20 protein-coding genes and 1 pseudogene are annotated in these 25,095 nt (G+C 59.4%); 8 read left to right on the top strand and 13 right to left on the bottom strand.

The features are described 5' to 3' along the window. Positions 1-67: 67 nt before the first annotated feature. Complete coding sequence (ltrA, locus tag ACVW1B_RS03390; protein WP_253588744.1) at positions 68-1,309, bottom strand: group II intron reverse transcriptase/maturase; 1,242 nt, start codon at positions 1,307-1,309, stop codon at positions 68-70. Positions 1,310-1,993: 684 nt separating this feature from the next. Between ltrA and ACVW1B_RS03385 the strand changes: the two are divergent. Then, positions 1,994-2,536, top strand: a pseudogene (locus tag ACVW1B_RS03385) (IS66 family transposase); the annotation flags it as partial. Positions 2,537-3,130: 594 nt separating this feature from the next. Here ACVW1B_RS03385 and ACVW1B_RS03380 read toward each other — a convergent pair. The 11 genes from ACVW1B_RS03380 to ACVW1B_RS03330 form a co-directional block, all read right to left on the bottom strand. Beyond that, complete coding sequence (locus ACVW1B_RS03380; protein ID WP_075968370.1) at positions 3,131-3,316, bottom strand: hypothetical protein; 186 nt, start codon at positions 3,314-3,316, stop codon at positions 3,131-3,133. Positions 3,317-4,297: 981 nt separating this feature from the next. Continuing rightward, entirely contained in the window at positions 4,298-4,525 is a 228-nt protein-coding gene (gene ccoS, locus ACVW1B_RS03375; protein WP_069276025.1) for a cbb3-type cytochrome oxidase assembly protein CcoS, read from the bottom strand. Further along, entirely contained in the window at positions 4,525-6,711 is a 2,187-nt protein-coding gene (locus tag ACVW1B_RS03370) for a heavy metal translocating P-type ATPase (protein WP_069276026.1), read from the bottom strand. The genes ccoS and ACVW1B_RS03370 overlap by 1 nt, the downstream gene beginning before the upstream one ends. Positions 6,712-6,724: 13 nt before the next feature. Next, positions 6,725-7,225, bottom strand: coding sequence for a FixH family protein (locus ACVW1B_RS03365; RefSeq protein ID WP_069276027.1), 501 nt, complete (start codon positions 7,223-7,225; stop codon positions 6,725-6,727). Between the two features lie 22 nt (positions 7,226-7,247). Next, a complete protein-coding gene (gene ccoG / locus ACVW1B_RS03360) occupies positions 7,248-8,717 on the bottom strand; it encodes a cytochrome c oxidase accessory protein CcoG (protein WP_256558515.1) in 1,470 nt (489 codons plus the stop codon). 76 nt (positions 8,718-8,793) lie between these two features. Continuing rightward, positions 8,794-9,672, bottom strand: a complete 879-nt coding sequence (gene ccoP, locus ACVW1B_RS03355) for a cytochrome-c oxidase, cbb3-type subunit III (RefSeq protein ID WP_069276028.1) — start codon at positions 9,670-9,672, stop codon at positions 8,794-8,796. Between the two features lie 6 nt (positions 9,673-9,678). Beyond that, positions 9,679-9,843, bottom strand: a complete 165-nt coding sequence (locus ACVW1B_RS03350) for a cbb3-type cytochrome c oxidase subunit 3 (RefSeq protein WP_057018760.1) — start codon at positions 9,841-9,843, stop codon at positions 9,679-9,681. Between the two features lie 11 nt (positions 9,844-9,854). After that, the gene (gene ccoO, locus ACVW1B_RS03345; RefSeq protein WP_069276029.1) at positions 9,855-10,589 is read right to left on the bottom strand and encodes a cytochrome-c oxidase, cbb3-type subunit II; all 735 of its coding nucleotides are present in this window, start codon (positions 10,587-10,589) and stop codon (positions 9,855-9,857) included. Positions 10,590-10,597: 8 nt separating this feature from the next. Continuing rightward, on the bottom strand, positions 10,598-12,214 hold the full coding sequence (ccoN, locus tag ACVW1B_RS03340; RefSeq protein ID WP_375166983.1) for a cytochrome-c oxidase, cbb3-type subunit I: 1,617 nt from the start codon (positions 12,212-12,214) through the stop codon (positions 10,598-10,600). Positions 12,215-12,318: 104 nt separating this feature from the next. Continuing rightward, the gene (locus ACVW1B_RS03335; RefSeq protein ID WP_069276031.1) at positions 12,319-12,651 is read right to left on the bottom strand and encodes a hypothetical protein; all 333 of its coding nucleotides are present in this window, start codon (positions 12,649-12,651) and stop codon (positions 12,319-12,321) included. Between the two features lie 416 nt (positions 12,652-13,067). Further along, entirely contained in the window at positions 13,068-13,295 is a 228-nt protein-coding gene (locus ACVW1B_RS03330; RefSeq protein WP_069280672.1) for a hypothetical protein, read from the bottom strand. A gap of 1,115 nt (positions 13,296-14,410) precedes the next feature. On the opposite strand from ACVW1B_RS03330, the gene ACVW1B_RS03325 reads away from it, so the two are divergent. The 7 genes from ACVW1B_RS03325 to hemN all read left to right on the top strand — a co-directional run bounded on the left by ACVW1B_RS03325 (position 14,411) and on the right by hemN (position 22,055). Then, positions 14,411-14,644 carry a hypothetical protein gene (locus ACVW1B_RS03325; RefSeq protein WP_256559072.1) on the top strand — a complete coding sequence of 78 codons (234 nt, stop codon included), beginning with the start codon at positions 14,411-14,413 and terminating at the stop codon, positions 14,642-14,644. A 115-nt stretch (positions 14,645-14,759) separates the two neighbouring features. Then, positions 14,760-16,190, top strand: coding sequence for a PAS domain S-box protein (locus ACVW1B_RS03320; protein ID WP_069276033.1), 1,431 nt, complete (start codon positions 14,760-14,762; stop codon positions 16,188-16,190). After that, positions 16,187-16,792, top strand: a complete 606-nt coding sequence (fixJ, locus tag ACVW1B_RS03315) for a response regulator FixJ (protein ID WP_069276034.1) — start codon at positions 16,187-16,189, stop codon at positions 16,790-16,792. Before ACVW1B_RS03320 ends, fixJ begins: the two co-directional genes overlap by 4 nt. Positions 16,793-17,419: 627 nt before the next feature. Next, positions 17,420-18,253: a universal stress protein gene (locus ACVW1B_RS03310; RefSeq protein ID WP_069276035.1), complete on the top strand. Its 834-nt coding sequence runs from the start codon at positions 17,420-17,422 to the stop codon at positions 18,251-18,253. A 465-nt stretch (positions 18,254-18,718) separates the two neighbouring features. Beyond that, positions 18,719-19,402, top strand: coding sequence for a helix-turn-helix domain-containing protein (locus tag ACVW1B_RS03305; RefSeq protein ID WP_253603364.1), 684 nt, complete (start codon positions 18,719-18,721; stop codon positions 19,400-19,402). A gap of 145 nt (positions 19,403-19,547) precedes the next feature. Then, the gene (locus ACVW1B_RS03300) at positions 19,548-20,174 is read left to right on the top strand and encodes a hemerythrin domain-containing protein (RefSeq protein ID WP_253603366.1); all 627 of its coding nucleotides are present in this window, start codon (positions 19,548-19,550) and stop codon (positions 20,172-20,174) included. A gap of 528 nt (positions 20,175-20,702) precedes the next feature. Then, positions 20,703-22,055 (top strand): oxygen-independent coproporphyrinogen III oxidase, encoded by a 1,353-nt coding sequence (gene hemN / locus ACVW1B_RS03295; RefSeq protein ID WP_253587725.1) that lies wholly within the window; start codon positions 20,703-20,705, stop codon positions 22,053-22,055. A 689-nt stretch (positions 22,056-22,744) separates the two neighbouring features. Here hemN and metE read toward each other — a convergent pair. Beyond that, positions 22,745-25,090 carry a 5-methyltetrahydropteroyltriglutamate--homocysteine S-methyltransferase gene (gene metE, locus ACVW1B_RS03290; protein ID WP_069276038.1) on the bottom strand — a complete coding sequence of 782 codons (2,346 nt, stop codon included), beginning with the start codon at positions 25,088-25,090 and terminating at the stop codon, positions 22,745-22,747. Positions 25,091-25,095 lie beyond the last annotated feature (5 nt).

The raw sequence follows: 25,095 nt of genomic DNA, 5'->3' as shown, positions 1-25,095 counted from the left end.
ATCCCCGCCCCTCACAGACCCGGACGAGCGGATTACCCGCATCCGGTTCTTCACGCGTAAGCTTCGCTCACGAGACGGCATATTGGTGGACGATCTTGGCTGTCGGCAGAGGGTGTCGCGCGAGCATGGCTCGGAAGCGCGACCACGGCAGATTGCTGTGGCGACCACGCCGCGCGAGCCATTTCTTCCATATCCGCGTGAGCTGGTGGTGATACCATCTGATCCGTCGGCCGTTGCCGGAGATGCCGTAGTAGGCGCAGTGCCCCCGGATAACCCGCGACAAGTGCGCGTGCTGTTCCCGGAACGGGCGATGCAGGTTGAGCCGACACCATTCCGTGACGGAAGCCAGCGCGCGGGCATAACGGTCTTTTGCCGTTATCTGTCGGACGACATTCTTACCCTTCCTCGATTGACCCCATACATGGGTGAAGCCAAGGAAGTTGAATGTGGTCCCCGCCGTCGCGGGATGACGCCCACCGGGGCGTTTGAACCGGAAGTCTACGAAGCGGGTCTTGGTCGGATGGAGTTGAAGCCCATACCGACCGAGCCGCTTACCCAGCACATTCAGCAATCGCTTGCCGGACAGATGATCCTCGAAGGCGATCACCGCGTCATCAGCGTATCGGACCAGTTGGCATCGCCCCTTGAGCCGCGGTCGCGCCCCCTGCTCGAACCATTCATCCAGCACATAATGCAGGTAGATGTTTGCAAGCAGTGGCGAGATCACGCCGCCTTGGGGCGTTCCACCAGTCGTGCGGCGCAGGACGCCCTTTTCGAGCACCCCCGCCTTCAGCCATTTATCAATCATCCTCCGGACGATGCCGTCCGCGACTCGCTGATCGAGGAATCGGCGCAGGTGCGTGTGGTCGATGGTGTCGAAGTATTTCGAGATATCGACGTCCACCACCCAACGCAGCCCTTGCTCCATGAACCCATTGCGCAGAGCGTGTAGGGCATCATGGGCCGATCGTCCCGGTCGGAAGCCATACGAGCACGACAAGAAGTCGGTCTCGTAGATCGGCTCCAGCAGCAGGAGAATCGCCCGCTGTGCCACCTTGTCTTCCAATGTCGGGATGCCGAGTGGCCGTTCGGTCCCATCCGCCTTCGGGATGTAGTGCCGTCGCACCGGCGGCGCGATGTAACGTCCGGATTTGATGCGCGCCAGGAGATCACAAAGATTCGCCTCCAGGTTCGCTTCATAGTCCGTCGCCATCATGCCGTCGATACCGGGCGCGCCATCCTTGCGCGTCAGGCGATAGGCCTCGAGCATCCATTCACGGTCGATCAGGTGATGCAGCGAGGTCAGCACCCGCTTGGGATTCTTCCTCGCCAGATCGGCTATCCATTGTCGTTTCGTGGACAGGTTCGTGGGACTCAGCGTTCCCTCCCGTGTTTCTCGTCAATGGGTCTTAACGCGTGGCGGCTCCCTTCCCTCGAGCGGGTCCCGGTGAGCCCAGTTCCCCGCCTTCCTCGGTACTACGAAGCCGCTACGACTTCCCGCCGCGCGCGTCCGTCGGCTTATGTCTTCACCTCGGGATTCCACATGCCTTGGTGTTTTCGTGTTCGCGTGCGCGCTCCCGATGCTCGCCAAGTCGGTCATCAGGCCTGGAGCGTTGCTATGGCCGGTGCTCCGTGCCGGCTTTCCCATGTGGGCACAACCGGGACCTCTCAGGTTTCCTGGTGTCCCATCCCGTACCTTTGCCCTGCTCAGAGACCCCGGCCGAACCGGTCAGCCTGGCCATAGCGGCTTTCCCAGTGCTGCCCCCGGATCCAACACGACGAAGGCTTCAGCACGACCGTGATTTCGAGGCTGGTCACAGGGCTTCAGTACCCGCTGTCTACGCTTCACGAGTGACGTTGCCGTCACCCATGCAAGACTCGCTTCCGGCTGGCGGGCTCCGCCTTTGCCGGGAGGGCGTCGAACCCTCTGGGTCACGTTGAAAGGTTTCAGATTACATTCTTCCTCCTTTCCAGGACTTGTCCTGACGCAAGCTGGTCACACTGCAGACGCAAGTTCTACGAGCTGCATGTTGCAGGGAGCTCAGAAGTGGCAACGGCGACGGTCGAGCGGATGGCAAGGCTCTGGCAGGTCGAGAAAACCGTGCGCGGTCAAAGCCCCGACGCTCGCGTTGCCGCGCGCCAGCAAACCTCCGCGGCGATCGTCGCAGATCTCTTCGATCTCTGGCAGCAGACCTTGCGGCGGATCTCCGGCAAATCAAAATTGGCCGAGGCGATCCGCTATGCCGTCTCGCGCCGTGCCATCTTCGAACGCTTCCTGACCGATGGACGTATCGAGCTCGACTCCAACGTCGTCGAACGCGCCATCCGGCCACAAACAATCACGAGAAAGAATAGCCTCTTCGCTGGCAGCGACGGCGGCGGACGAACCTGGGCGACCATCGCAACGCTGCTGCAGACGGCGAAAATGAACAACGTCGATCCGTTCGCCTGGCTCGCCTTAACACTTCAGCGTATCGCCAACGGCTGGCCGAGCAGCCAAATCGACGCGCTTATGCCATGGAACCACGCAGCCTGACGGCCTCAGCTTGCCGCTTACGAGTGAAATGCTCATCTCTCTGCAAATCTCAATCCTGCGCCCCCACAAAACCGCGAGCGGACCACCGATCACGGACACACGTTCTGCGCTGTGCCGGCGAAACTCCTTCGAGCGACAGGCCGTTGGTGACGCAAACGACAAGTTCTTGTCGGATCAGCTGCTGGAACTCTGCCACCTCATCAGTCCAAGGCGCTCAGGGCCTCTGGCAGGAACACACCGGGAAGCACACCAGACGTTCACGAAGAATGCAGGCTGTACTCACCGAGCACGCAGGCTTCGACACTTCACATTATAGCGCTTCACAACCTACATTCTCGGTATCAGCAGCAACGATCGCGCAATGAAATCAAGGGAAATCAGCTCTGGGCTCGAAGTTTGTTCCTTCAGAAGTTGGGCTATATTCATGGCCGGAATTACTGCGCTTTAAACAGCGACCGGTGCCGGGCCAGGCAGGATTCGAGCCGCATACCGTTCTGCGGAAATCCGCGAAGCGCAGTTGCGACACAAATGCAACAGCCAATAAGGGCGGCCCGGGAGCCGCCCTACTGACCAATCACCAGCACATTCCATAAGCTAACGCTGATGTCCCAATCCGATGCCAAGATGCAGGGCCTTCTGGCGTAGCGCACCGACAGAGCGTTTGGTCATTTTTGATATCTTTGTGACCGGCGTTCGAGCCTTTGAATGGACCTTGAGCTCTTTGATATCTGCCTTGGTCCACTCGCGCCGCTTAACGCGTTTCTTGGTTGCTTTTTTCACAATGAATGCTCCTTTTGAGAGGAGCGGCTTGTAACATAGTTTTTTCAAAGCGACGACCGTAAAAAAGAGGCAACATAGCACTCGCGCAAAGATGCAAGCTCGCTCATATGTTCAGAAGACAATATCTCAGGTATTAACGACGGCTGGCCGGTTGTAACATTTCGTGGAGGTTTGGTATCAAGAGACTTCGCCACAAGTTGACGAATGCAGCTCTCCTCATCGACGCACAGCGTTCGAAACCAAGCAGGTTATAGCAAGTCGTTGAAAACCTTTGACAAGCGAATTGCGATTAGTCCGAGAACTGCTCAGGTTCGAGGTTTGAATCGATCTTAGAGGGATCAACCATGCAAGTCCCTGTGAGACACCGTCGCGATCTCTTATAATGGTCGCTCCCGCCACAGTCGGAAAGCTGATCGTCTAGCTGCAGAGTTTCGTTTGCGCTGATCGAGGCAACCGGATCGGATCTCGTCTTCCATTGCGGATCTCGACAACCTATCGAAGTGGTACAATCCTGTCGCATGAACAGCTTTCATTTTTCTTGACGTAGCGCGAGAGCGGCAAAACCATCATTTGCACTCGCAATGATCTCTTAGAAAGAGAGATTTCGGACGACGTCGATATCGACGGCCAGCGCTTTTGGCTCCAGTCGCCACACTCGTCCAAATTCGAGCGTTCCTCGTTGTCCGACGGTCGACCTTGCTGGAGAATGCGACATCGCCGGCCCGATTGATTACGCGATCGAGATAGCGGTGATCGATGAGACTGCAGCTAATGGGACGTCGTGGGCGAGGCAGCGGCTGAAGCCGCGACTGCAGCTATCGTGGTCTCGGACACACAGCTCGCCATCGATAGCCGGACAGACCATCGAGCAGCCTTTGTTGATCATTGAGCGCATTGCTTTTCTCAACAAGCTGCTTGCTGTCCGACTTCGCGACTCGCATGTTCTCGCCAGTTGCGGCAGTGGCCGACTGGATGCGCGAGCTAGCACTCGCGCGGACAGCGCTGACGACCGCTACAACGAATGCCCTGGTCCATTTTCACTATCTGGATCGGCACAGACGGTTCGTTGGGCTCTTCATCGGTGATTGCGCGCCAAGCCGCCCCGTCGAGATCGTCATACTGACCACTCTTCAGCGACCACAGAAAGCCCAACAGGCCGAAGAAGCCGAGCGAAAGAGCTAGCGGAACCAGATAGACCAGGACTTCCATCAGGCCGCCTCGCTTCTTCGTGCCCGTAGCGCATTCAGCATGACCAGTACCGACGAACCTGACATAGCCGCAGCGGCAATCAGCGGCGTCACCAAGCCGGCGATCGCAATGGGCACAGCCAGGAGGTTATAGACGACCGCAAGCCAAAGATTCTGCCGCATCAGTCGCAGCGCCCTGCGCGAGCCTCTGACCGCCGTCATCACGGGCTCGAGACGCTCACCGAGGAAGACGACATCAGCGACTGCCTGGCTCATATGGGTGGCAGTGACAGGCGACATCGATGCATGCGCTGCAGCGAGCGCGGGCGCATCGTTCAAGCCGTCGCCGACCATCAACACCTTGTGCCCCTGGCTGGTCAGGTCTTCGATCCGAGCGACCTTGTCCGGCGGCGAGACGTTGGCGCGCCACCTTTGAATGCCGAGCGTCTCGGCGGCCCGCCGGACAGCTGGCTCACGATCCCCCGAAACGATCTCGACCATGATACCAAGGCACGCGAGGCTCGCGACGACCTCGGCTGCGTCTGGCCGTATCCGTTGCCGGACGGCAAAGACGTGCCTGACGTCGCCATGGCTGAACGCGACGACGGAGGCCTCAGGATCACGGCACAGGATCTCGTTCGCGAGGCTGTCGACACCGCAGAAGGCGGGGTGGCCAAGTCGGATTGGCGCTCCCTCATAGTAACCGTGGACCCCTCGTCCCGGCTCCTCTTCGATATCGGCGAGCGGCTCGCTTGCACCGGCAGTTCGTGCGACGGCGGCGGCGATCGGATGGCGGCTCGCCAGCGCGAGCCGGCCTGCCAATTCGATGACATGGTGGGGAATAGTAGCGAGGTTGGCGACATCGAGCTCAGGCAGCGTCAGCGTACCGGTTTTATCGAAGATCACTCGGTCCACCTGCGCAATACGCTCGATCGCATCCCCCGCATTGAGCAGCACGCCGGAACGGAATAGTGCGCCGGAGGCCACGGTCTGCACCGCGGGGATAGCCAGGCCCAGCGCGCAGGGGCAGGTGATGATCAAGACTGCGATCGCGGTGACGACCGAGTCATGGAAGGCGACGCCGGAGGCCAGCCAACCAAGCATCGTCAGCAAGGCCGTAGTGTGAACGATGGGCGCATAGAGCCGCGACGCGCGCTCGGCGAGGCGCAGATAGCGCGAGCGCGCTTGGAGGGCATGATCAAGTAGCCTGGAGATCTCGGCAAGCAGTGTGCCGTCCGAGGCCGTCGCCGCGCGGACGCGCAGGGTGCCGGATCGGACCAATGTGCCGGCGAACACCGCGCTGCCTGGAGCCGCAATCGCCGGCAAGGTCTCGCCGGTAACGAGGCTTTGATCGACCTCGGAGTGTCCCCCGATCACGCTGCCGTCGACGGTACAGCACTCGCCGGGTCGGACCAGCACGATATCTCCCGGTTTGATCGCCGCCACAGGAACGGTTCTGATTTCGGTAGGACTTATGAACTTCGCTGCAGTTTCCGCCTTTAGTGCAGCAAGGTTGCTGGCGAAGGCGCGGGTGCGCCGCCTCATGTTCTGGTCGAGATAGCGGCCTGCGAGCAGGAAGGCGATCAACATGATTGCCGCATCGAAATAGGCGTGCTCGGCATGAGCGATGGTCTCGATCACCGAAGTTGCCAAGGCGAGCAGGATCCCGATGCTGATCGGCACGTCCATATTGGCTCCGCGTGCCCGAAGCGCCGCAAAAGCGGAAGAGAAGAACGGTTGTGCACAATAGGCCGCCGCGGGCAGGACGATCAGCGCGGAGAGCCAATGAAAGAAGTCGCGCTGCTCCGGCAGCATGTCCGAGACATTTCCGGACCACACCGGGATCGACAGCATCATCACGTTCATTGCGGCAAAGGCGGCGACGCCGAGCCGTCGCAACAAGCTCTGCGCCCTTTCCGCCTCCAACGTCTCCGCACTGTCCCGCTGGAAGGGATACGCCCTATAGCCTAGTTCGGCGAGCCGCTTGACAAATAGCGCTGGATCGAGCGCTCCAGCCTTCCATTCGATCACCAGCCGGTTTTCGGTAAGGTTCACGCGTGCCGAGGTCACATCCGGAATGCTCGACAAATTGCGCTCGATCTTGCCCATGCAGCCCGCGCAACTGATGCCCTCTACCGCGAGGTCGAGTTGGACGAGGTCCGCGCCCGCCCTTTTCAGAAAGTGAGAAAAATCGATGTCTTTCTGCATGGGGCATGTACTCTCAGTTCAAGACGACGCGGTTTTTCGATACAAACATGCGGCGGCCACCGGCGTCGCCTTCGATCACGAGATCCCACTGCCCGACGGCGACGCCCGAGGCGCTGCCCCGGAAAGTTCCAACATCGGCCTGCGAGACATCAATCGCCCGATCGGCCCGGCGGTCGACCGGGCGCTCGAGCCGGGCCATGAAATTCACTCCAGCGACAGGCGCGCCTGCGCGGTCGCGCGCTTCAATCGCAAGCACAGCTTCACCGTCTGGCCGCCGGTGGATATGTACCTGAACCTGCCAACGTCGCTCGTTCTGCTGTCGTGCCGCGATGATCTCACGCTCATAGGTGAGGCTAGCGCTATAGGCGCTGTCGACCTCTGTCCCCGGCAAGGTCGTGATGGCAAAGCGCATCATTAGCATATTGGCGCCAATCACGGCCGAAAAGAAGGTGAGAAGGGCAATCAGGACGAAGCGTCCGGTGATGGGCCGCGCGACGCGAATTGATGCGGTCATGGTCAGATCCGGTCAGTGCTGGCTAGGGGAGAACGAAATGATCCATTGCGGAAGCGACCTCGCCAAGGCCAATATCGGTGACCCGAAACCTCACCGGCATCGAGTGTCCTGACTTGTCGTCAACCGGCGCTGTCAACAGTACACGCAGTTCTGTCGTAGTATCGCGAGCCAAGACGATCATCGGTCGATCCACGGTCACGGAATCGGCGCCGACGACGTGGACGGACGTTTCGGTTGGGCCATCGACGTCGATCGCGATCACGCGATCGACGCCGCGCTTGTTGAGCAAGCGCACCGTATAGCCGTTGCGAACCGAACCGTCGCTGAGCTTGACCGCCACGGGATTACGGTCGTGTAGGATGCTGAGATCGAGCAGAGTTCTCGACGATAGCCCATAAAGCATCACGGCGCAGACGACCACGATCAAGGAAGCATAGACGAGCGTGCGCGGGCGTACCGGCTTGAATAGCTCCGGCTTGCCGTCCATCCGACGCTGAATATTGATGTCGTTGTCATAACCGATCAAGCCCGTGCTGCGCCCGATCTTCCTCATGACGGCATCGCAGGCGTCGACGCACAGCCCGCACTGGATGCAGCCCAGCTGGGCGCCATTGCGGATGTCGATTCCGGTCGGGCAGACCGCCGCGCATTGATTGCAATCGATGCAGTCGCCGGCCCTTTCGCCGCGCGCGCGCAGATCGAATGATTTCTTCAATGAGCAGCGCTGCTCGCCGCGATCGTATTTGTAGGTGACATTGAGCGCCCATTCATCGGTGAGCGCGGCCTGGATGCGCGGCCAAGGACACATATAAACGCAAACCTGCTCGCGCATGTAGCCAGCCAGCAGATAGGTCGAAGCGGTCAGGATCCCGATCCAGATATAGGCAATTGCTGGCGCTTGGAACGTTGCCAGATCGCGCACCAAGGTCGGCGCGTCGGCGAAGTAGAGCACCCAGGCGCCGCCGGTCCACCAAGCGATCATCAACCAGATCGCGTGCTTCAGCACGCGCTTCGCCGCGCGCCCCATCGTCATAGGGCGTGCGGCGGCCTTCAGCCGCTCGCGACGGTCGCCCTCGAGCCAGCGCTCGACCGCATGGAACAGGTCGGTCCAGACCGTTTGCGGACAGAGATAACCACACCAAATCCGACCGCCCAGCGCGTTCATCAGGAACAGTGCAATGGCGGCAAGCACGAGCAAGCCGGTGAAGTAGTAAAGCTCCTGCGGCCAGAGCTCGATGAAGAAGAAGTAGAACCGCCGGTTCGAGAAATCGAGCAACACCGCCTGGTCGGGAGCGCCAAGGCCACGATGCCAACGCACGAATGGCAGCAGATAGTAGATGCCCAGACACACCACCATCAGCCGCCATTTGATGGTGCGGAAAGTACCGCGGACGCTCTGCGGATAGACCCTCCTACGGGCTACATAGAGTGGCCCATCCTCGTCGATCACCGGGTCATCGCGCGAAACGGTCTTGTTCACGGCAGGTTTCATGACGACCTTACATCGGACGCGGGTGACTCACGTTGATCCGGGCCAACGGCGCCGCAGGTATTGCGGCGCACCTCGCCTATTGTCCGCCGCCGAGTGAATGCACATAGACGGCAAGTGCCTTGACGGTGACGGGATCGAGCCGCCGGCTCCAAGCCGGCATGATGCCGGCGCGGCCATAGCTGATGGTCTCGACCAGCGTCTCCTCATCCGAGCCGTACAGCCAAATCCGGTCAGTCAGATTCGGCGCGCCGAGTGCCTGATTGCCCTTGGCGTTCTCGCCATGACAGACCGCGCAATTCTCGGCAAAGATCCTTGTGCCGGCCGCAGCATCGAAATCGGCTGCCGTGGTCAGGCCTGACAGCGATCGCACGTAATTCGCTACGGTGACAATCTCGGTTTTCGTGAGGATGCCGTCGCGGCCGAAGGCTAGCATTTGTCCCTCATGCGCCTTCGCATGTCCGGAACGTGCGCCGAACTGGATGGTCTGCAGGATCTGGTCGAGCGATCCGCCCCACAACCAGTCATCGTCATTGAGGTTCGGATACCCCTTGGCACCCGCGCCGCCGCTGCCATGGCAGGGCGCGCAATTGTCCGCGAACACCGTCTTGCCGCGCCCCCGGGCCAATCCCAGCAGGACCGGATCCTTCTCGATCTCGGTCAGAGACGCCTTGCCGAGCATGGCCATCTTCTCGCCGCGCAGCTTCTCAAGACTGGCAAGGTCATTGATGACGCTGGCGCGGGTCGAATAGTCAAACACGCCGGTCGTGTAGCTTGAGAGGAGTGGCCAGGCCGGATAAACGACCCAGTAGCCCATGGCCCAAAGGATCGTGGCGTAGAAGCTCAAAATCCACCAGCGCGGCAGCGGTGTGTTGAGTTCCCTTATACCATCCCATTCGTGCCCCGTCGTGGAGCGGCCAGAGATGTGATCGATATCGATGTCGTTATGCTCGGTCATGATCTGTCAGTCCCGGCGCAGCGGCATGCGCGCTGCAGAATCAAAACGCCTCTTGTTGCGGGGCCACAGCGCGTAAACGACGATGGCTACGAAGATGCCGACGAACAACGGCGTCCAGAGCGTCACGACGAAGCTTGAAGCCAGGCTCTCGATGGAAATAATGGCTTTCATCCAAGGATCCTTCAGCGCAGATTGGCTTTTTCGTCGTAGAGCTTGAAATCGATCAATGTGCCGAGCATTTGCAGGTAGGCGACAAGCGCATCGAGTTCGCTCGGATTGCCGGTCCCGCCGTCGAAATTGCGCACAGCCGCCCTCGGATAGCGCTTTTGGAACGATGCGACGTTCGGGCTGTCAGGATCGAGCTGCGTCTTCAGGTCAGCGACAGCGTTCTTGATCTGGTCCTCGGTATAGGGGACACCGACCGCCCGATTGGTGCGCAGATGTGCGACGATGTCGGCCAGGTCGATCTCCGTGTTCGCCAGCGACGGATAGCCTGGCATCACCGATTGCGGCACGATGGCGCGCGGATTGTTCAAATGCGTGACGTGCCATTCATCGGAATATTTCCCGCCAACACGCGCGAGGTCCGGGCCGGTCCGCTTCGAGCCCCATTGAAACGGGTGGTCATACATGCTCTCAGCGGCCAGCGAGTAATGTCCGTAGCGCTCGACCTCATCGCGTAGCGGCCGGATCATCTGCGAGTGACAGAGATAGCACCCCTCACGTACGTAGATGTTGCGGCCGGCAAGTTCGAGCGGCGTATAAGGCCGCACACCGTCCACCGCCTCGATCGTGCTCTTGAGGTAGAACAACGGCGTGATCTCGACCAGGCCACCGACCGCTATCACGGCAAGGATACCTGCGATCAGGATGATCGAGTTCTTCTCAAAGATCTTGTGTCGGTTCCAGAGCGACATGCGATGACCTATTCTGCGGCCTGGAGCGCTTGAGCGTCCTGGATTTGACCGGCTTCCTGTGCATTCACCGTCATCCAGAGATTGGCGGCCATGATCAGCGCGCCGATCAGGAACAGTGCGCCCCCCGCGGCACGGATGATGTAAAAAGGATGCATGGCCTCGACCGACTCGATGAACGAGTACTCGAGGAAACCAAGCGAGGTGTAAGCGCGCCACATCAGCCCCTGCAGGATTCCGGACACCCACATCGCGGAGATGTAGAGCACGATCCCGATCGAGGCGATCCAGAAGTGCCAGTTGACGAGCTTGAGGCTATATAGCTCGCGATTCCAAAGCCAGGGAATCAGACAATACAGCGCGCCGAATGATACGAAGCCGACCCAGCCCAGCGCGCCTGAATGCACGTGGCCGACCGTCCAATCCGTGTAATGACTGAGCGAATTGACGACCTTGATCGCCATGGTGGGACCTTCAAACGTCGCCATGCCGTAAAAGGCAACGGAGACCACGAGCATACGCAGCACCGGGTCGGTGCGCAGCTTGTCCCAGGCGCCCGAAAGCGTCATCAGGCCGTTGATCATGCCGCCCCAGGAGGGCATCCACAGCATGATCGAGAACGTCATGCCAAGGGTCTGCGTCCAGTCCGGCAGCGCCGTGTAGTGTAGATGGTGCGGACCAGCCCAGATGTAGAGGAAGATCAGCGCCCAGAAGTGGATGATCGACAGACGATAAGAATAGACCGGGCGCTCGGCTCTTTTTGGAATGAAGTAGTACATGATCGCGAGGAAGCCGGCGGTCAGGAAGAAGCCAACCGCGTTATGGCCGTACCACCACTGAAACATGGCATCCTGCACGCCGCCCCAGGCGATGTAGGATTTCGAACCGAACACCGACACCGGCAATGCGGGATTGTTGCCGAGGTGGAGCACTGCAATGGTGACAATAAAGGCGAGATAGAACCAGTTGGCGACGAAGATATGCGGCTCTTTCCGTTTCAACAGTGTCGCCAGGAACACAATGAGATAGGTTATCCAGACGATGGTGAGCCAGAGATCGGCGTACCACTCCGGCTCGGCATATTCCTTCGATTGGGTGATACCGAACAGATAGCCAGTGCCCGCGATCAGAATGAAGAAATTATAGCCAACGACCACAACCCATGGCGCAAGATCGCCAGCCAGGCGGGTACGGCAGGTCTTCTGCACGACGTAGAACGATGTCGCGATGAGCACGTTTCCGCCGAACGCAAATATCACAGCCGATGTGTGCAGCGGGCGCAGCCGGCCGAAGCTCGTCCAGGGCAGATCAAAATTCAGTGCAGGCCAGGCAAGCTGCGAGGCGATCAGCAAACCAATGGAAAAGCCTGCAATGCCCCAGAACATCGCAAGTACCGAGGCGAATTTGATCGGACCAAGATTGTAGTTCGGTCGGCCATTGATCTGGGCCGGCGGGAGTTGCGCCGGCCGTTCATAGTATCGGTTGAGGATGATGGCTGCAGCGATCAGACTGGCGGCAGAAGCCAGCAATGCGTGGAACGTAAAGGCAGAATCGTGCCCCATCGCCCCGGCGATATAGAAAACGAATGCAGAAACTGCGAATGCCGACATCAGGCCTGCTTCACCCATCGTGGTGGATTTCGAGGCGGAGGATGGGCTTGTCATGGCTAGGCCTTCCTTGAACGCGGGATGCTTGGGGAGATCATTTCCGGCGAGCTAAGCGATCGGGCTCATCAATCGCGAAAGCGCTGCGGGCGGCCGTCATCGACCTCACGACCGAGCGCGCGCAGGGTGTGTTCGTTGGGGCAGTCTTTCAGCGGATTTCGATGCATACCAGCTTGGAGGTCGGCGGCGCAACGTCCTTTGGCCGGACATAGGCCGCACACCCGCTGCAGATCGCGCAACACGTCACCATGGCAGGCGGCAAGCGCATGTTCGGAAAAACCAGCAAGCGCGAGGCGCTTGCGCAAGAGTTCGGAAGCGCTCGGACTCTGCGCCAGGGTTCGAAACGCGGACGTTGACAGATTAAGCTCGCGCGCGATCGCATCGATGTCCTGCGGGCTCAAGTAAGCAAGCTCGGACTTTCGAGACAGACTCGCTCGTAACCGGCCAAGCAAGCTCCTAAACCGCCAAGGACCACCGATATGTGCAGGTTGGCTGACCATGTGTCATATCCCTCGAAGCAGCCATAGCTGCAGGAGGCAGATTTGTTTTTGACCTGCATCAAATTTGACCAACGTCGGAGCAAATCATTCGATCCGGATCGCCCTGCCCGGGACGATGCTCTGCGGAGCAGCGCACCCAGCTGGCTGAGCGACGGGCCGGCAAGAGTTGCGGCAAGGTCATTTCGTATTCCTGCCCCGGGCAACAGGACGCCTGCTACATTGGCAACAACATCGCGAGCTTGTCGACGCTCGGAGCGACGTTTTACAAGATCGCGCTTGAACTCGGGGATGGAACATCGGCGCTAGCCGAGTTCAGGCTAGCCGGCCCATGAAGGAGGCAATGCAGACGGGGCTCGAAGCTCCATCGCATCGGCGAAAATGGTCCAATCGCGGACCCCCTTTTGCTTGCAGAAGTCGGTCTCCGCCTGGAGCGCAGCAGCACTCAGCGATGCAGCATCGACCTTGAACGCCGCCTGACACGCACGATGCTCGTAGCCCGTATCGTCGCAAACGGTCTTAATGAAGCGAACGTTAAATGAAGGCATGACTACCCTCTTTTTAGGTGGGTTTACTCATCCTTGCCTATTCTGCCATTCGTGCCAGGAGAGCATTTGATTTGCCTCAAGCAGCATCCCAAATTATTGGCCACAGCCAGACCTGCGCCCCCGTGATCGCAAGCAAGAAAGCGAAACGGCCCCTGTCTCGCTCCTGACGGCCCACCCTGCCGCCGCAACGGCAAAGCCAATGATCAGACTCACCGCAGCCAAGGTTTCGAAAAGGCTAAGGTTCAGGGCTTCCGCACCAAAGCCGACGGCTGCGATCAGCGCCGGCAAGGCCACCGACAATGCGAGGCGAGCAATCAATTTAACATCTCCTTCCCGCCTCTCACATCTCTACTGACAAACGTTGTCACGGTGCGGTGAGCGTGGGGTGTACTTCAACATTCGCATGATTGCGCGTCCTGCATTTTGATTTCCATCAACTCGGCTGGCGGCCTAGCGAGCCACCCGCGATGGAACATGCTTGCCCATCCTGACCACTCGCGGCGGCCGCGCCGCCGTCCGTCGTTCCAGACGCGCATCGCGCTTTTTTTGACTTGGATCAATACTTCCACGGCTAGCTGCCGATAAAAACATTATCCCAGTCATAGGTCAGACACATGGCTCACAGAACGACTTGGCGCCCCATGATCGTTTCGTGCCCAAATAGAGGCGACCGGGTTCAAGGACTGCTGCCGGACGACGCAGCCGAGCCCGCCAACGACCTGCACCAGATCACCTGCATCGCTTGCGATGGTGTCCACTTTATCGACCCGCGGACCCTCGGAGCCGAGCGCAGCTAGCCATCCGCGCGCCCCTCCAATTAATGCCATGGCCAGGAGACGACTCGCCAACAATGGATGTTCGACATGACAGGCCTCGGCAAACTTTCTCCTGCGGCGGGCACAATTGCAGGATGGTCCGGATCAGTTTGATCAAAAGCGGAAAACCGCCTCGCAGCCGCCAATCCCGATATTTGCGAGAACGTCAAGCAATGCCTTTGCCAAGAGCACCGAGGCGACGATCTCCGCAATCGAGACCGCACGCGGCGTGTGCGATATTGGGCTGCAGCTGTTCCCGCGGCTGGACAAGCGATGGCGCCCGGACTGTCTGGAAGGTGATTGAATTTGTCAGTCGGCAGCGATGAACACCGTCCAGGGCGTAATAGCAACGTGACCTGGGAGCGGATCGAGACGGCGCCCTTTGATCGGGACCTGGAGATTGGCGTGATCGAGGGTAATACCATTCATCGGCTGGTCTTCCCCTGCCGCCGGATCTTCGGCGGCTGGATCAGAGCGACGAGCGGGGAGCACGTCGCTGTGCAGCCCACGCATTGGCGCATTTGGCTCAAATAACGATCGCGCCTTCCTGCACAATATATCGACCGTAAATCGGCACGCGTCTGCCTTCGGTGGTCTCCTGCGACCAAACGATGTAAGTTCGATTGAATGAGAGGGTCTACCGGCAGATATGTCCGACCACATCTGGTATCGTTATGGCACTGCGGCGGCAGCCGCCGCGCTCGCCCTCGTGCTCCGCGCAGCGTTAAATCCGTATCTCGAGGATCGCTCATTTACGATCATCTACCTTCCGGCGATCGTTTTTGCCGCTTTCGCCGGCGGGCGCGGACCGGCGAGCTTCGCTACCCTGCTCTGCCTTGTCGTCAGCGTCGCAGTACTTGGGAAAGGCCTCATCACCGTTTCCGCGAACACGATCGATATTGCAGCCTTCGCGGTACTTGGTCCCATGCTCGGCTTCATGGGCGACCGGCTGCGGCAGGAATCGGAGCAGGCGCGGTATCGGCAGGCCCATCTGCAATCGATCCTGGACACCGTACCGGAAGCCATGATCGTGATTGACGAGAAGGGCATCATTCGCTCGTTCAGCGCCGCGGCTGTGCGTTTATTCGGCTGGATGCCGGATGACGTGGTTGGAACGAATGTATCCAAGTTGATGCCGCAGCCCTACCGATCCGAGCACGACCGCTACATTGAACGTTATCTGACCACCGGCGAGCAGCGCATCATTGGCGTCGGGCGCATTGTGGTCGGCGAGCGGAGCGACGGCTCGACCTTTCCGATGGAGCTTGCCGTCGGCGAGGCCAAAGTGCGCGGCGAACGCTTCTTCACCGGCTTCATCCGAGACCTGACCGAACGGCGGGCGCAGGAACGCAGGCTCCAGGAGTTGCAGTCTGAACTCGTCCACGTGTCTCGGTTGACCGCCATGGGTGAGATGGCATCGTCCATCGCCCATGAAATCAACCAGCCGCTCTCCGCCATCACGAATTACATGCGCGGCGCAAAAGTTCTGCTGGCGGCAGACAAGCCAAACGCCAGTCGCATCGGTGATGCACTCGAAAACGCTGTCCAACAGGCTCTGCGCGCCGGCGATATCATCAAGCGCCTGCGGGAATTTGTTGCCAAAGGCGAGACGCAGCATTCTGTGGAAAATCCGCTCACGCTTCTTGAAGAGGCTGTGGCGCTGGCCCTGCTCGGCGCCAAGGAGCAAGGCGTGCGGGTAACGATGCGCAGCGATCGCGAACTGCCGTCAATGATCGTAGACAAGATCCAGATCCAGCAAGTCGCGCTGAACCTGATACGCAATGCAATCGAGGCGATGGCTTCCTGTCCGCGCCGCGAATTGACCGTCGGAGTTAGCAAGGTCGACGGTCTCGCCAGGTTCACCGTCGCCGATACGGGTTCCGGCATCAGCCCTGATGTTGCCGACCGCATGTTCCAGCCCTTTGTCACAACAAAGGAGCACGGCATGGGTGTTGGACTATCAATCTGCCGGACAATCGTCGAATCCCATGGCGGTCACATCGTCGCGGAAGCCAATCCGGGCGGAGGCACGATCTTTCAGTTCACGCTGCCATTTGCGGAGGTCGGTGAAGAAGCATGACTGCGCGGCGCATTCTTGTGATCGACGACGACGACGCGATGCGGGATTCTTTGGCCTTTCTGCTTGATATTAGTGGTTTCTGGGTAGCAACCCACGAGACGGCGACCGAGTTTCTCAATGACATCGCGAGCGGTCCAGTCGACTGCGTCGTATCGGATATCCGCATGCCAGGCATGAGCGGCCTTGAACTGGTGCGCAAGCTGAAGGCCGATCGCATCGACTGTCCGGTCGTCCTGATAACCGGTCATGGTGACGTATCGCTGGCGGTTGAAGCGATGAAGGCGGGTGCGGTCGATTTCATCGAGAAGCCGTTCGAGGACGAGGTACTGTTGCGCGCCATCAACGCCGCTTTGGAAGCGCGGCCTATGAAGCCAGCCGATGACGCAGCGAAACTGCAGGCGGAAGCCCGCCTTGCGGACCTCTCTTTGCGCGAGCGTGACGTCCTGCGGGGACTATTGGCCGGCAAGATCAACAAGGTAATCGCGCACGATCTTGGCATCAGCCCGCGAACGGTCGAGGTTTACCGTGCCAACCTCATGGCCAAGACCAGTGTACGCAGCATGTCCGAGTTGATGCGGATCGCCATTGCCGCCGGACTCTAGCAGGGTCGCGAGCACGCGCTATAAGCGACGAGCGTTGGTGCGGCAGATCTTAGACGAATTTGTCGATAAATGATCCTCAATCGCGTGGGCGCGGAGCGCATTGCCCGGCAAAGACTTGCGCACAGGCCAGGACCACAGACCGGCAATGACGAAAATCAAGGCGGGCCCGGCGAAAGGTGCACGCGCACGTCGCGCTGGCGTCCGCCCACCCCTGTCCTCGCATGTCGCTGATTGACTTTCAGCAGCAGTTGGAGCATTGGCGCAACCGGCTCGACCGCAGCCAACCAGCGGCGCATCAGATTCCGTTGCAAGCTGGGCGCTCCTCTCGCTGCATCTGTTTTCGAACATGAATTTCGAGCAATGGACGCATCCACGATCTCCGGCCACCTCAATCCCCCTCATCTGTGCAGCAAAACTCGCTCTGCACGAATCGTGCAGGATTCATGGTTGACATGACCGATGCAACACATGCCATGCTGGCTCTACTTGGCATCGGACCTGCACGAACTGTCCGTCGCCGATTTGATCTTGCCTCGACAAATCAACGACCGTGCATGAAGCAGATCAAATGCGCGGTCAGATTTATGCTCCGATGGGCAGCAATCCTTTCACGTCCGGAGAACCGCAATGTTCGGGAATATATTGGTCCATCTTCCCACGGAGCTCCCGGTACGGGCTACGGTGAACGGTTCGATTTCCTTCGCACAGATCACGGGCGCGCACCTTGACGCTATGGCAATCGGTTACGAGAGGACCATTATTCCGCTCGCTGCACTCGGCGGGGCGGCCGTTACTTCGGTCTTTGAAATCGAGCAGGCGCATGCGCTGGAGCGAGCCGAAGCGGCGCTTCGTATCTTTGATCTGCGGGCGAGGAGCGCCGGCATTTCCTATGCAAGCCGCGCCCTCAGTGCACTTCCAGCGGAGGCACGTCGAAGCATCTGCGCCAGCGCGCGCGTGCACGACATGACGATCGTCACACAGCCCCAGAGCGGCTACGACAGCTATGACAACGTTATTCCCAAGGAGATCCTGTCCCAGGCCGGCAAGCCAGTTCTGTATCTGCCAAGCGTCTTCCACGGCGCTCTTTCGGCCAGAAGGGTCGGGATATGCTGGGACGGCAGCCGCCCTGCGGCCCGCGCGTTGCACGACGCGATGCCGCTGCTGCGCGAAGCCGGCGCGCTGACCATCATCGCGATCACTTCTGCCCACAAGATCCCGGCAGAAAGTTCCACCGAGCACTTGGAACAGTATCTTGCACGGTCAGGGCTTCCTGCAAAGGTCGTGTCGCTTCCAGCATCCAAGTCGGTGCACCGCGCACTCTTGTCGCTTGTCGCGGACGAAAGCCTCGACCTGCTGGTGATGGGCGGATACGGCCGCTGTCGGCTGCGCGAAAGGCTGCGCGGGGACCTCTCAGCAGACCTGCTTCGTGCAAACTCCGTCCCGGTCTTGATGTCACACTGAAGGCAAGAATTTTCGACGCGACATGCCGCTGGTTGCGGTCTGAACGCGGCCAGTCACCGGCGGAGGGAGGCACCGGCCGACCGCCGATCTGAAGAACAGGAGCGCCGGCTGTTTGGCTTTCGTGCACCCGCCCTCGCTCGCGAGGCGTAACCGCTGAGCATGCGCCGCCGTTTTCGAATATTGCACCTACGCTACCGATCTCGATGAGCGTGGACAATCTTGTCACCGCTCTACCCGACGATGTCCGAGCTCAAGCTGAACGACCGGTAACCCGGCATGCAGCTTTCCAATCCAGACGCAGCCCGGTCGACTTTGAGCCGTGTTCGATCAACCAAAGGGCTGCGCCGCGCGTATTCTTACGTATAAATACTTAGTGGGTTCTACTTAGGGGAAACATCCAAATTTTCCACTTCGTTGGAAACGGCCAATCTGCGTCCTATCGACGTTTCGAAGATCGAGTCCGCCATGTACGTACAGGCCGCGAGTATTCACGAGATCAGCCATCATCCGAGCAGCGTCTTGCGTGGCCAGCCTCGTACCTATGGACCGTTTGGTATGGTTGCGACCCCGATGCGGTTCGCCCGCAACAGCGAGATCTATGGCGAGGACGAAGCAGCGGAACACCTATATCAGGTGGTATCGGGTGCTGTGAGAAGCTACAGGATTATGGTGGATGGACGTCGTCAGATTGGCGCGTTTTATTTGCCCGGTGACATCTTCGGCTTTGAGGCAGGAGACAGCCATATCTCTTCGGCGGAGGCGGTCTGTGAAACGCACCTTTTGACGGTGAAGCGCAGTGCCCTCATCGATCGCGCCAGCCACGAGAGCGAGCTCACACGGCAGCTCTGGGATGCGATGGCGCTTGAACTCCGCCGCTTTCAGGAACATCTGATGCTCCTGATCAGCAGCGCTGAAGAGCGCGTCGTGACATTCCTGCTCGATATGTCACGCCGCGCGACGAAGAACGCTGCGATCGAACTGCCCATGTCGCGGCAGGATGTTGCCGATTACCTTGGTTTGACCATCGAAACAGTTTCACGCACGCTCACTCAACTTGAGCAGAATGGCGTGATCGCGCTGCCGACTTTGCGCCGAATCGAGCTACGGAGCGACAAACTGTCCAGCCGCTTTGCGCAGGATCTGGGGTAAGCTCGAGAGGCGCTGGGAAATACGCAAACCCTAAGCATCGAACGTCCGACAAATCGCACTGCACGACGGACGCCCGAACCTCTGCTTGGGCGATCCAGATGGATGCAGGATCGGCATTTACATTGTTCCTCCGTGGAGCACCGCAATGATCATCGATCTTTTGCTTCGAGAGCATCGCAACATTGACCTGCTTCTGGTCGCCCTCCAACGCGAATTGGAGATTTTTGAGCATGGGATCCGTCCAGACTATGAGGTAATTCGCGCGATTATCAGCTACTTCGAGGTTTACCCGGAGGTGTACCATCATCCTCAGGAAGACCTGATTTTCTCCAAGCTTAGAACTCGCGACCCGGACGCGGCTGCAATCGTCGGCGATCTCGCGCACGAACACCGGGAAGTCATCGACCGTCTGCATCACTTCGCTCAAGCTATCGATGGTATCCTCGCGGATCGTGAACTCGTTCGGCAAGACGTCAGCAACATCGTACGCGACTTTATAATGCGGGAGCGGCACCACATGATGTGGGAAGAACGAGACTTCTTCCCCGCCGCCGTTAAGGCTCTATCGGCTGAGGATTGGACCGAAGTCGCATCCGCCCGCACCAATGACGGGGATCCGTTATTCAGCAAGACAGCGGAAGCGACATCCGATGCGCTAAGAGCGCATATTCTAGAATTGGAGCAAGAAGCTGAAGCCGAACGGAGCTCGGTCGCGTTTTCGTCCGCAATGGCCGGCAAGCCGCCAGATGGCGCCAAAGCCGATGGACCGTAGTTGATCGCCGACGTGTCACGATGGGAAGTGGACGTCATGATCGTCCTGTTGAAATGAAGATGATAATCTTCCCGGCGCGCATACGCTGCGCACGGCCGCCGAAATCCATACACTCCGGGTCCGGCAGGTTCCATGACCTGTGCGTCGCTAGGGTAATGGCAATATGGCTTGGCCTACGCCACGCTGATCACGCGCCAAACGAACCCCACGCCGACCGATCGGAATGGATGGTTGCGGCCGCTCGTCGAGCGCTCCGGCCAGCACAGGGAATGACCTTAACCGATTGCGGCTCGGTTCGCTGACCGGATTTGATCACCAACGAACTACAGAGGCCCGCGCGGATAGATGCTGCTCATTGCGGCCGGGCGAGCGCCTCATTGCGTCCCAAAGTGCGATGCATACGCCACGGGCATGCCCTACCAATTTCGGCATGATGGCCACGATCGTCCGACGCGATATTTGAGCCAGCGCAAAGCTTATCTGCTGCGTGTCCGGTAATCTGGCCCAAGGAGGAAGAAAGGCATCCGAATGCGACCGGACTTGGCAGACTCCTACGGGCAGCACCGGCTGCCACGCTACACCAGCTATCCGACGGCCCCCCATTTCTCAGCATCGGTTTGCGAATCCGACTACCAAACGTGGCTCAAGTCGTTGGACGCCCAGCAATCCGCATCGATCTACGTTCACGTGCCGTTTTGTCGAAAGATGTGCTGGTATTGTGGCTGCCACACGTCTGTCACGAAACGCCAGGAGCCGATCGCGATCTATGCAGCGGGACTGCGGACTGAAGCTTACCTCGTTGCAGAAACGTTTGGTCGACGGCAACCGATCTCTCATATCCACTTCGGGGGCGGTACCCCGACGATCATGACACCTGAAGCATTTGCTGATCTCGTCGGTTCGTTGCGCCATTCCTTCGCTGTCCTGCCCGATGCGGAGATCGCCGTAGAGATCGATCCACGCACGTTGAGCGAGCCGATGGCCGAGGCGCTGGGCTTTTGCGGGGTCACCCGGGCGAGCCTTGGTATCCAGAGCTTCGATCCAGTTGTTCAGCACGGCATCAATCGTCTGCAGAGCTTCGGACAGACCGCGACCTCGGTCGATCGGTTACGCCGCGCCGGCGTCGGCCGGATCAATTTCGACTTGCTCTATGGCCTGCCCCGGCAGACGGTCGCTTCGTGCCTCGACACCGTCGCCAAGTGCCTCGAGCTTCATCCGGACCGGTTTTCGGCCTTTGGCTACGCGCACATTCCTTCGTTCAAGAAACATCAACGCAGGATCGATGCGTCCAGCCTACCCGACAGCGTCACGCGCCACCTCCAGGCCGAAACCATCGCGGGAGCTTTGGTGGATGCTGGATACGTTCGCGTAGGCGTCGATCACTTCGCCTTGCCGAACGACAATCTCGCCTTAGCGAGGCAGGAAGGCGGGCTGAGGCGCAACTTCCAGGGCTATACTGACGATTGCGCTGACGTCCTCATTGGTCTGGGCGCCAGCGCCATCGGCCGTATGCAACAGGGGTTTGCCGCAAACGCGGTCTCGACCAAGGACTACCTTGCTCGCATCTCCCAGGATCGGCTCGCCATCGCAAGGGGCTATCTACTGACCGATGACGATCGCTTCCACGCCGAAATCATCGAGCGAATCATGTGCGACTTTGCGGTTGATCTTTCCGAGACATCCCGTCGTTACGGCCGAGATCCGAGATTAGCCGTTGTCGATCATTCTCGTCTCGGCAGCCTTATCGCCGATGGCGTCGTGGCGATTGATGATGGCCGGCTCACTGTAGCCCAGGGCGCAGAGTTCCTGGCCCGGTGCGTCGCATCAGTCTTCGACGCTCACCTCCTTAGGTCCGGCGCTACACATAGTCATGCGGTCTAGCGACTAAGCGAAACCCAGCGTTTCAGAATCCGAGCTCAGTATCCCCGCAACTGGGCTATGCTTTAGGATGACGACCAATCACACCGCTGAAGAGCACGCCGATCGGCATCCCGTTCGCCGCTCGTCTGCCAAGCTGTACAAGATCCCAACCAAAGCTTGGAACCCGCGGACCCAAGACTGGCGTAAGCAGGGCCTGCATCAATAGCAAGCCCGCTCATTCTTTTTCCGTCGGCAGTTTCGTATAGTCGCGTTGATCTAGCCCACCGTTTCCGGCAGGAACGCCTACCAAGGTGCGCTTTGGTGCCGGCCCATGACGGCCCGACTACCGCCCACGTCGCTCAACTCGGCAACACGTTGCGAAAATACTCATCAGCGACAAACCTTAGTGTAGATTTTTAATCCCAGGCAATATCGGCGGCATACCACGGCATAATTGAGCTCCGCTGAGCTTTTGTTTTAACTGTGGTCAGATTTTCGGCGGATGCCCTCGCCGTGATCGAACCATCGGCTGTCCTCCCTCCGCCGATGGACGTCGGTGCGATGCATAGAGCGTCGCTCCTCCCGGACACACTTCGCCCGGCCGCTAAAGGCGGCCGGGCTTTTTCGTTCCCCAAGTCCCCTCACGATCACCGACTGCGCAAAGTCCCACAAGCGATCGGCTTTCTCGACGAGAGACAACAGGCCAAGGCTCAACGGTCGACGGGAGCGGATCCAGCGCGCAGCTCGCGGGCGGCAGCGACCATGTTGACCAGTGCTGGGCGAACCTCCTCCCATTTCCGCGTCTTCAGGCCGCAGTCCGGATTGACCCAGAGCTGCGAGTCCTGCAGCCGCTTGCGAGCCAACGCCATGAGTCCCGTCATCTCGCTTGTCTCGGGCACGCGAGGAGAATGGATGTCATACACGCCCGGCCCGATTTGATTTGGATATTTGTAGTTCCGAAACGCGTCAAGCAATTCCATCTTCGAGCGCGAGGTCTCGATCGAGATGACATCGGCGTCCATTGCAGCAATCGCATCGATGATGTCGTTGAACTCCGAGTAGCACATATGGGTATGAATCTGGGTTTGATCGGCGACGCCCGATGAGCAGATGCGGAAGCAATCCCCGGCCCAGTCGAGATAGGCCGCCCACTCCGATCGACGCGGTGGCAACCCCTCGCGCAGCGCTGCTTCGTCGATCTGGATCATGGTCGCACCCGCATTCTCGAGATCCCTGACTTCGTCTCGGATCGCGAGCGCAAGTTGGCGGCAGGCCTCGCTTCTGGGAATATCATCGCGAACAAACGACCAGTTCAAAATCGTTACCGGTCCGGTCAACATCGCCTTCATCGGCTTGTTGGTTAGTGATTGCGCGTAGCGCCACCAGTCCACGGTGATCGGCTTCGGCCGCGAGACGTCGCCAAACAGGATCGGTGGCCGAACGCAGCGCGAGCCATAGGATTGTACCCAGCCGTTTTTGGTAAATGCGAAGCCGGCGAGTTGCTCGCCGAAGTACTGCACCATGTCATTGCGCTCAAACTCGCCGTGCACGAGCACGTCCAGGCCAATGTCCTCCTGCCAACGGACAACACGCGCAGTCTCCTCCTTGAGAAACTTGTCGTATTGCCCGTCGCTCATCGAGCCTCTCGCGTGCGCCGCGCGGGCATTACGCACCTCTGCGGTCTGCGGAAACGATCCGATCGTCGTGGTCGGAAACGCCGGCAGTTTGAAGCGCTTGCGTTGGATCTCGGCACGGCTGGCAAATGGGCTGACGCGCCGTCGCATGGTCTGATTGATCGCACTCATCCGGACGGCGACATTGGCGTCACGGATCTTCGGGGAAGTTCCGCGGCGGGTGGTAACGCGCTCCGATTCCGCAAGAGCGTCGGCAACATCCTGATCGCCTGCGAGTGCCCGTGCCAAGGTCGCAAGCTCGCGAATCTTCTGAACCGAGAACGCAAGCCAGCTCTTGACATCGGAGGCAAGTTCCGTTTCGAGTTCAACATCGACCGGCACGTGAAGCAGCGAACAGGATGGGGCGATCTGTACGCGATCCTTGCCGAGCTTCGCAATGGCGGGATCGAGCCGCTGGCGCAGCGCCGACAAATTCGTCCGCCACACATTGCGACCGTCTATCACGCCGAGTGACATGACGAGTTCACTTCGCCCGGCAGCAATGATCTGATCCAATAACTCCGGCGCCCGAACCAGATCGACATGCAGGCCGGCAACAGGTAGGCGCAAGGCGGTGTGAAGATTGTCGCCAAGGTGGCCAAAATAGCTGGCAACCATGATCTTGATGGCCGGCCCTTCCTTGGCGAGCCGGTCATAGGCATGCAGCAAAGATTTTTTTGCCCCCTGATCCAGATCAAGGACCATACAGGGCTCGTCAAATTGAACCCATTCTGCTCCGCGTTTGGCCAATTCCTGCAGAACCTTGATATAGATCGGTATCAGGTCATCCAGGAGTGACAGTGGCTGGATCGCGGGATCCGCACTCTTGCCTAGCTTCAAGAAAGTGGCCGGACCGATCAGGACAGGGCGCGTCTGAAAGCCAAGGGCCTTGGCTTCCTCATACTCCTCGATAGGCTTGCGAGAGGAGAGTCTGAAAGTCTGCCCCCGATGAAATTCCGGAACCATGTAGTGGTAGTTGGTATCGAACCACTTGGTCATCTCCTGCGCGGGTGCGCCATAGCCGCGAGGTCCGTGACCGCAACTCGCATCCTGACTGCCGCTTTGTGAACCGCGTGCCATGGCGAAATACGTCTTGAGAGAAGCAGGCTCGGCTTTCGAGGCATAGACTTCCGGGATAGCGCCGACCATGACACTGGTGTCGAGCACCTGATCGTATAGCGAGAAATCGTTCGACGGAATGATGGTGACACCGAGGGATTTCTGGCGCGCCCAGTTCGCCGCACGTAGGCCGGCTGCGTCCTCGAGCAATTGCTGTTCGCTGATTCTTCCGGCCCAATAGCTTTCGAGCGCGAGTTTAAGCTCGCGTCTTGGACCGATGCGCGGCGTCCCGAGCGTGGCAACCGGAAGTGAGAGAAGAGACATAGCGT

Source organism: Bradyrhizobium sp. USDA 4502 (assembly GCF_054063355.1).
Note: the sequence above shows the minus strand (reverse complement) of the source record. Positions and strands in the feature narration are given on the sequence as shown.

Bases quoted from the DNA above. Each gene is read 5' to 3' on its own strand.
- ACVW1B_RS03300 (WP_253603366.1), top strand. From the start codon at position 19,548: ATGATCATCGATCTTTTGCTTCGAGAGCATCGCAACATTGACCTGCTT.
- ccoO (WP_069276029.1), bottom strand. From the start codon at position 10,589: ATGTCGCTCTGGAACCGACACAAGATCTTTGAGAAGAACTCGATCATC.
- ACVW1B_RS03330 (WP_069280672.1), bottom strand. From the start codon at position 13,295: ATGCCTTCATTTAACGTTCGCTTCATTAAGACCGTTTGCGACGATACG.
- fixJ (WP_069276034.1), top strand. From the start codon at position 16,187: ATGACTGCGCGGCGCATTCTTGTGATCGACGACGACGACGCGATGCGG.
- ACVW1B_RS03365 (WP_069276027.1), bottom strand. From the start codon at position 7,225: ATGACCGCATCAATTCGCGTCGCGCGGCCCATCACCGGACGCTTCGTC.
- ccoN (WP_375166983.1), bottom strand. From the start codon at position 12,214: ATGGGTGAAGCAGGCCTGATGTCGGCATTCGCAGTTTCTGCATTCGTT.
- ACVW1B_RS03320 (WP_069276033.1), top strand. From the start codon at position 14,760: ATGTCCGACCACATCTGGTATCGTTATGGCACTGCGGCGGCAGCCGCC.
- ACVW1B_RS03305 (WP_253603364.1), top strand. From the start codon at position 18,719: ATGTACGTACAGGCCGCGAGTATTCACGAGATCAGCCATCATCCGAGC.
- ccoG (WP_256558515.1), bottom strand. From the start codon at position 8,717: ATGAAACCTGCCGTGAACAAGACCGTTTCGCGCGATGACCCGGTGATC.
- ccoP (WP_069276028.1), bottom strand. From the start codon at position 9,672: ATGACCGAGCATAACGACATCGATATCGATCACATCTCTGGCCGCTCC.
- hemN (WP_253587725.1), top strand. From the start codon at position 20,703: ATGCGACCGGACTTGGCAGACTCCTACGGGCAGCACCGGCTGCCACGC.
- ACVW1B_RS03310 (WP_069276035.1), top strand. From the start codon at position 17,420: ATGTTCGGGAATATATTGGTCCATCTTCCCACGGAGCTCCCGGTACGG.
- ACVW1B_RS03370 (WP_069276026.1), bottom strand. From the start codon at position 6,711: ATGCAGAAAGACATCGATTTTTCTCACTTTCTGAAAAGGGCGGGCGCG.
- ACVW1B_RS03350 (WP_057018760.1), bottom strand. From the start codon at position 9,843: ATGAAAGCCATTATTTCCATCGAGAGCCTGGCTTCAAGCTTCGTCGTG.
- metE (WP_069276038.1), bottom strand. From the start codon at position 25,090: ATGTCTCTTCTCTCACTTCCGGTTGCCACGCTCGGGACGCCGCGCATC.
- ccoS (WP_069276025.1), bottom strand. From the start codon at position 4,525: ATGGAAGTCCTGGTCTATCTGGTTCCGCTAGCTCTTTCGCTCGGCTTC.